This is a genomic window from Pandoraea sp. B-6, from assembly GCF_000282835.1.
In the GTDB taxonomy this organism is placed as follows: domain Bacteria; phylum Pseudomonadota; class Gammaproteobacteria; order Burkholderiales; family Burkholderiaceae; genus Pandoraea; species Pandoraea cepalis.
On sequence record NZ_AKXS01000335.1, the window covers coordinates 1 to 7,005 of the forward strand.

Annotated in this window: 6 protein-coding genes; 3 read left to right on the forward strand and 3 right to left on the reverse strand. The window is 63.9% G+C overall.

Annotated elements, in window-relative coordinates; translation table 11 throughout:
- The first annotated feature begins 230 nt into the window (after positions 1-230).
- The gene (cysM, locus tag A985_RS0103335; RefSeq protein WP_017232004.1) at positions 231-1,133 is read left to right on the forward strand and encodes a cysteine synthase CysM; all 903 of its coding nucleotides are present in this window, start codon (positions 231-233) and stop codon (positions 1,131-1,133) included.
- Positions 1,134-1,239: 106 nt separating this feature from the next.
- On the opposite strand, the gene mltB is transcribed toward cysM, so the two are convergent.
- A complete protein-coding gene (gene mltB / locus A985_RS0103340) occupies positions 1,240-2,469 on the reverse strand; it encodes a lytic murein transglycosylase B (protein ID WP_232424501.1) in 1,230 nt (409 codons plus the stop codon).
- Between the two features lie 430 nt (positions 2,470-2,899).
- Between mltB and A985_RS0103350 the strand changes: the two genes are divergently transcribed.
- Positions 2,900-3,823 (forward strand): histone deacetylase family protein, encoded by a 924-nt coding sequence (locus tag A985_RS0103350; RefSeq protein WP_017232007.1) that lies wholly within the window; start codon positions 2,900-2,902, stop codon positions 3,821-3,823.
- Between the two features lie 60 nt (positions 3,824-3,883).
- Positions 3,884-4,708 (forward strand): enoyl-CoA hydratase, encoded by an 825-nt coding sequence (locus tag A985_RS0103355; RefSeq protein ID WP_017232008.1) that lies wholly within the window; start codon positions 3,884-3,886, stop codon positions 4,706-4,708.
- A 78-nt stretch (positions 4,709-4,786) separates the two neighbouring features.
- Here A985_RS0103355 and A985_RS0103360 read toward each other — a convergent pair whose 3' ends face one another.
- Positions 4,787-5,569 carry a ferredoxin--NADP reductase gene (locus A985_RS0103360; RefSeq protein ID WP_017232009.1) on the reverse strand — a complete coding sequence of 261 codons (783 nt, stop codon included), beginning with the start codon at positions 5,567-5,569 and terminating at the stop codon, positions 4,787-4,789.
- A 122-nt stretch (positions 5,570-5,691) separates the two neighbouring features.
- On the reverse strand, positions 5,692-6,597 hold the full coding sequence (locus tag A985_RS24025) for an alpha/beta hydrolase (protein ID WP_017232010.1): 906 nt from the start codon (positions 6,595-6,597) through the stop codon (positions 5,692-5,694).
- Positions 6,598-7,005 lie beyond the last annotated feature (408 nt).

Consider the following 7,005-nt stretch of genomic DNA (forward strand, 5'->3'; position numbering starts at 1 on the left):
GGCCCCTGCCGCGGCATCGGCGCCGGCGGCCGCGCCCGCCGCAGCCCCGGCAAAGCCCTCCAAATCCAAGAAGGCCAAGGCTCCGTCGGCGGCTAGCGCACCGAAGCTCTGACGCCCCGACGGGCGGCCGGGCATCGCCATTGCGATGTCCGGCCGAAATCCCTCCCCTGAGCGCGGACATGGCCGGTGGATTAGAATGTTCCGATTCCCGACCGAAACAGCTTAGCGCAATGGCCTACAAGACTATCGAAGACACCATCGGCAATACGCCGCTGGTACAACTGATGCGTTTGCCCGACGACGAAATCCGTCGCCGCAACAACGTGATTCTCGGCAAGCTCGAGGGCAACAACCCGGCGGGGTCGGTGAAAGACCGTCCGGCGCTGTCGATGATCAAGCACGCCGAATTGCGCGGCCGCATCAAGCCCGGCGATACGCTGATTGAAGCCACGTCCGGCAATACCGGCATTGCGCTGGCGATGGCTGCGGCCGTTCGCGGCTACAAGATGGTCCTCGTCATGCCGGAAGATCTCTCCATCGAGCGCCGTCAGAGCATGGGTGCGTATGGCGCTGAGATCATCCTGACACCAGTCAAGGGGGGCATGGAATACGCCCGCGATCTCGCCGAGCAGATGCAGCGCGACGGACGCGGCATCATCCTCGACCAGTTCGCCAACCCGGACAACCCGCTCGCGCACTACGAGAGCACCGGTCCGGAGATCTGGCGCGATACCGAAGGGCGCGTTACCCACTTTGTCTCCGCAATGGGTACGACGGGCACGATCATGGGCGTATCGCAGTATCTGAAAGAGCAGAGCGACGCGGTGCAGATCATCGGCGCCGAACCCGCCGAAGGCTCGCGCATCCCGGGCATTCGAAAGTGGCCGGAAGCCTACCTGCCGAAGATCTTCGATCGGGCACGTGTGGATCGCACCATCCCCGTGACGCAGGCGGAAGCGGAAATCATGGCGCGCCGTCTTGCGGCGGAAGAGGGAATTTTCTGCGGGATCTCAGCTGCGGGCGCCTGCCAGATTGCATTGAATCTGGCGCATGAAGTCGAGAATGCCACGATCGTGTTCGTGGTGTGCGATCGCGGCGATCGTTATTTGTCGACCGGGGTGTTCCCGGCGTAATGCGCCGCGGTGCCGGTCACGCGCACGTGACGGGATGCCTCGCATCATGAACAACGGGACCCAGTGGGTCCCGTTTTGCATGGCGAGTGCGGCTCGGCATCCTGTCTTACGGAGCGCGCGCTGCCTTGATCGCGTCGGCAAGATCGTACACCGACATCGCGTAGAAGAAGCTACGGTTGTAACGCGTGAGCACGTAGAAGTTCGTCAGACCCATGCGGTATTCGGTGGCTTGTCCCGGCGTAGGCAGATCGACGATGAGCACCGGCGTGTCGAGCGATGCCCCGACATCGAGCCGCGGCTCGTTCATCAGCATGCCTGCCTTGATGAAGTCGCCGAGCTTCCAATGCGGCTCAGGTTGCCCGTCTGCCCCGGCTTCGGCCAACCCCTGACTGCCGCGATCCCCGGCGATATTCCAGACGACCGGTTGTTTCGCCTGCCAGCCGTGCTGCTTGAGAAAATTGGCGACGCTGCCGATGGCGTCGGCCACATCGTTCCTGAGGTTGATCTTGCCGTCGCCGGTGTAATCGACGGCGTAGTTGCGGATCGATGACGGCATGAACTGCGGAATGCCGATGGCGCCCGCGTACGAACCGTAGATGCCGAACGGATCGACCCCGCGCTCGCGCGCGTAGAGCAACAGGTTTTCCAGCTCGTTGCGAAACAGCGCCATGCGCTCCGACCGGTTGCGGGCGGGCGGATAGTCGAACGCCAGCGTGGTGAGCGCATCGATGGTGCGGAAGTTGCCCATGTTGCGCCCGTAAATGGTCTCGACGCCGATGATCGCGACGATGATCTCCTCGGGCACCCCATATTGTTTCGCCGCGCGCGCGAGTGCCGCCGCATTCTGGTTCCAGAAACGCACGCCGCCGTTGATCCGCGTGTTATCGAGAAAATTCCGCTCGTACCGTGTCCAGTTCTTCTGGCCGGGCGTGGCGGGCGGTGCCGCCAGACGCGCCGCCGTCTGCGAGAACACCACGCGCGAGAAGACATTTTGCAGCTCGGCGCGATCGAATCCGTCGCGCGCCACGAGGTCGTTGATGAACGCGTCGACCTCGGGGTTCGCCGCATAGCGTTGCGGTACGACCTCTTCCTCGAATTCCGCCTTTGCGATCGGCTTGGCGCGTGTTTGCGCGTGCACGCCGGCAGACGTCAGCGCGAACGTGCCGACGCAAAGCGCCACGCCGAACGCCTGCGCGAGCCGCAACAGTGGCGAGAGGGAGGGGGTGTCGGCACGTTTGCGCAGGGCAGCCGCGCGAGGGCGGTCAGTGTCCGGTCGATGGGGCGGGCGCGTGTGCGCCGGCGAGAGCGAATCGTACATCCGTACCGGTGATGTCATGCTGTCTGTCAGGCCTGTATGAAGTCCGAAGGCAACGCAGCCACCTTGGCCGCCGTCGCGTTAGTCGCGTTGACGCGTTCGTCAGGGCGTGCGTCAGTGATCCGATACGCGCCGATAACGAGAGCATCAACCATTCATGCCGGTTCCCGCCGTCCCGAAATTCAGGTGAACGGCCCTTGCCGGCTGACACGGGTCTGCTGGGAGACTGCTTGGCAGTATAACCGAGTGCACCTGTGATACCTTAAGGCCTGAGCACTGTCCGTGACAGGACTCATGGGGGATGCCGGCCATCGGCAAGCGAGCGCCAGTGTAGTGCGGCATCGCATGCCACGCGCTCCGCCCGGCCGCTACCGGACGCGAGGCGCACGGCACGGCGGGCGTCCCCCACCCGTCCCACCATAACGATTCGAAGCGATAGGCGACACACCGAATGGCTACCGGGTTTTATACGCACCCCGATTGCATCCGTCACGAAATGGGCGAGTGGCATCCGGAATGTCCCGAACGGCTGCGTGCCATCGAGGACCAATTGATCGCAGGACGCATCGACGGCCTGCTCGAGCGCCGTGAAGCCCCAGCCGCCGACGAGGCCAGCCTGCGGCTCGTGCACACGCAGGATCACATCGACTTCATTCGCGACAACATCCCCGAGTCCGGCTATTTCCCGATCGATCCCGACACGTTGCTCAACCCGTATTCGTGGCGTGCGGCCACGCGTGCGGCCGGTGCGGCGATTGCGGCGACCGATGCCGTGCTGCGCGGCGAGCTCGACAACGCGTTTTGCAGCGTTCGCCCGCCGGGCCATCACGCCACGCCTACGCGCGCCATGGGTTTTTGTCTGTTCAATAACGTGGCCATCGCTGCGGCGCACGCGCTCGAAGTGCACGGACTCTCGCGGGTGGCGATCGTCGACTTCGACGTGCATCACGGCAACGGCACGGAAGCCGCGTTCGGCAACGATGAACGCGTGCTGATGTGCGGCATTTTTCAGCACCCTTTCTACCCGTTTTCGGGCGCGGTCGATCCGGCACCGAACATGCTCAACATTCCGATCGCCGCGCGTACCTCGGGCATGCAGGTCCGTGAGGCGATCGACTACGGCTGGCTGGGTCAACTCGACGCGTTCCGTCCGGAGATGATCTTCTTCTCGGCGGGCTTCGACGCGCACCGCGAAGATGACCTCGGCAATCTCGGTCTGACCGAGGCGGACTTCGCGTGGATCACCGAACGCGTGAAAGCGGTGGCGGATCGTCATGCGAAGGGGCGCATTGTGAGCTGCCTGGAGGGCGGCTACAACCTTTCGGCGCTCGGACGCAGTGTCGTGGCGCACCTGAAAGTGCTCGCCGACGTTTGATAATTCGCGCTTGACGACTGTGCGATGCCGCGCGAAACGACGCGGTACGGGAGAGAGACCATGACCGCATCCGAAGCGACGACAGCGACGCCTGAGCCGCTTGTTCTCGTCACACGAGGTGAAGGCGAGCTGGCCGGTGTGGTCACGCTGACGCTGAATCGCCCGCGTCAATTCAACGCCCTCTCGATAGCGATGCTCGACGCGCTGCAACGTGCGCTCGACGACACGCAGCGCGATGCCAGCGCGCGCGTGGTTGTGCTGGCGGCCGCCGGTCCGGCGTTCTGTGCCGGACACGATCTCAAGGAAATGCGCGCCGAACCGTCGCTCGACAGCTACCGCGCGCTGTTCAATCAATGCACGCGTGTGATGCTGACGATGCAGCGCATGCCGCAGCCGGTCATTGCCCGCGTGCATGGCATTGCAACGGCGGCGGGATGTCAACTGGTTGCGATGTGCGATTTGGCGGTGGCGACGTCGGCGGCGCGCTTCGCTGTCTCCGGCATCAACGTCGGCCTTTTCTGCGCGACGCCGGGTGTGGCCCTCTCGCGCAATCTCTCGCGCAAGCAGGCGATGGAGATGCTGCTCACGGGCGATTTCATCGACGCGCAGACGGCCCGCGAGCGCGGTCTCGTCAATCGTGTGGTGGCAATGGAGCGGCTTGACGCGGAAGTGGCGGCGCTATGCCGTTCGATCCTGGCGAAGCCCGCCGCGGCGGTGGCAGCGGGCAAGGGGTTGTTCTACCGGCAGGTCGAGACCGGCATCGAGGCCGCTTATCAGATGGCGGGGCAGACGATGGCCTGCAACATGATGGACGACTGTGCGCTGGAAGGGGTGCAAGCGTTCATCGAGAAGCGCGCCCCCGACTGGGCGAAGCGGCCCGACTGACGAGGACGGCGCCCCGAAGCGCCCGATGCGTTTTGGGCGCCGAACGTGCTTATCGAATCGTTTTGCGGTTCTCGCGCCTTACCACTGCTTTTCCAGCACGAGCGGCCCGGGCATCGCCGTACGGCTTACGGCGTATCCCTTGTCGGTGAACCAGGCGCGCAGCGCCTTGATCATGTCCGGATTACCGCAAACCATGATGCGCGACGTGGCCGGGTCGAGCGTCGCCCCCATCGCCTTCTCCAGCTCGCCTGACGCCAGCAGCGACGTCACACGTCCGTTCAGCGCGCCTGGCGTTTGCTCGCGCGTCACGCACGCGGCGTAATGCAGTTTATCGACCAGCGACGGATCGACGTCGGGGTGCGAGAAATGCTTCAGCTCGTCGTAATAAGCGAGGTCGTGCGCCCATCGCACACTGTGCACGACGAAGAGGCGTTTGAAGCGGTGCCATACCGCGGGGTCGCGCAGGATCGACACAAAGGGTGCCAGGCCAGTACCGGTGGCGAGCAGCCAGAGGTCTTCGCCGCCGGTGAATCGGTCGAGCGTCAGGAAGCCATAGGCGATGTGATCGACGAAGAGCGTGTCGCCGACCTTGAGTTGCGCCAGACGGGGCGTAAGTTTCCCCTCGGGAATCGTAATCAGGTAGAACTCCAATGTATCTTCATTGGGCGAGTTCACCAATGAATAGGGGCGCCAGATCATCTCGCCGCTTTCGCTGTCGTCGTCGGGAAGTCCGAGCCGCACGAACTGTCCCGCTGTAAATTGCAGGCCGGGCGGTCGCGTGGTCTTGATACTGAAGATCGTCGGCGTCCAGAAATGCATGCCGGTGACCGTTTGCGGCGAGTATTTCGTCTGCGCTTGCATGCCGGAGGCTCCTCGCAGTTCCACACGTCTTCAGTGTAGCGCGCAGCAGGGCAGCACGTGACGAGACCCTGCTCGCGTGCGGGGTTCCGGGCGTGCGTCGAGTGCCTGGCCGACGCCATTGCTCAGACGCTATCGTGTGCCCCGACGGTCGGTTGCGTCGGCTGCGCCGCTGGCGTGTCGGGCAGGTGTTGCATCAGCCACTGTGTCAGTTCGTCGATGACCTTTTCGCGATCGAGATCGTTGAGCGTTTCGTGAAAGTGCCCGGGATAGAGGCGCAGTGTCTTGTCCTGCGAGCCCGCGTTGCCGTGGAATTGCTCGCTTGCCCATGGGGCGGTGAGCCGGTCGGCGGTGCCGTGGAAGACGTACAGCGGCAGACGTAGCGCGTCGGCGTTGGCGTGAATGCGCGCCATCGCGTCGAGCAGCTCGGCGGCGGTGCGCGCCGGCGTGCCGCGATAGGCGTTGAGTGGATCTTGCTTCGCGGCGGCCACCACGGCCTTGTCGCGCGCGATCATGGCAGGATCGATCTTGAAGACGGGCACCTTGGGCAGCCAGCGCGACACCCAGCGCCCGGCTTTCACCATCCATGGGGCGACGGGCTCACCGGGCGCGAGCGCCGGGCTGCTCAGCATCAGCGCGCGCACGTTCGCCGGTGCCCGGGTGATGGTGTACAAGGCTGCGATGGCGCCCCCCATGCTGTGGCCGAGCAGGAACAACGGTGCCGGACCGAACTGGGTGCGCACGTGCGTGAGGAAGATTTCAGTGTCGTCGAGGTACTCGTCGAAATGCTTCACAAAGACGCGCGCGCCGCCCGAGCGGCCGTGCCCGCGAAGGTCGTAAGTGACGGTGGCGAGGCCTTGCGCGGCGAAGTGCTCCGCCAGGCGTGCGTAACGCCCGCCGTGCTCGCCCATCCCGTGGATGATGGCCACCACCGCGCGCAAGCGCGCCCCCCCGGTATCGGGCGTCCAGCAATGGACGTGCAGTGAAAGGCCGTCGCTCGCGTGCAGGCGCGATTCGGAATACGTAGTCATGTCTCCTCCTGACGCGTTGGCCGAGTGGCCGTCACGCGTGCGATGGCACAGCGATTATCGGGTGCGCCATTCGATCATAGGCGCCTGAGCGACGGGGTGATTTCTCTAGAGGAAATGCACCACACGGGGACTGGCTGCCCGTCGAGATTTCCATAAAAATAGCACGATCGTTCGGGGTAGATCGGTTGCGTGACAGCGCGTACCGGTCGCGTTATGGCGTCGCTGACTTGCGGATTGTGCATTTGCGGCAATTCAGACGGGCATCACGAATTAACGCCACAAAATGCATTGAATCGACAACAAATGCGTCATTCGCTGTGTGGTTATAATGACAGCGGATTGACGTTAACGTAACTTTGGAGCGAGTTCATGAAGATCCTGGTACCGGTCAAACGGGTAGTGGATTAC

Excerpts from the sequence above, each read along its gene's own strand:
- cysM (WP_017232004.1), top strand. The coding sequence starts at position 231 with ATGGCCTACAAGACTATCGAAGACACCATCGGCAATACGCCGCTGGTA.
- mltB (WP_232424501.1), bottom strand. The coding sequence starts at position 2,469 with ATGACATCACCGGTACGGATGTACGATTCGCTCTCGCCGGCGCACACG.
- A985_RS0103350 (WP_017232007.1), top strand. The coding sequence starts at position 2,900 with ATGGCTACCGGGTTTTATACGCACCCCGATTGCATCCGTCACGAAATG.
- A985_RS0103355 (WP_017232008.1), top strand. The coding sequence starts at position 3,884 with ATGACCGCATCCGAAGCGACGACAGCGACGCCTGAGCCGCTTGTTCTC.
- A985_RS0103360 (WP_017232009.1), bottom strand. The coding sequence starts at position 5,569 with ATGCAAGCGCAGACGAAATACTCGCCGCAAACGGTCACCGGCATGCAT.
- A985_RS24025 (WP_017232010.1), bottom strand. The coding sequence starts at position 6,597 with ATGACTACGTATTCCGAATCGCGCCTGCACGCGAGCGACGGCCTTTCA.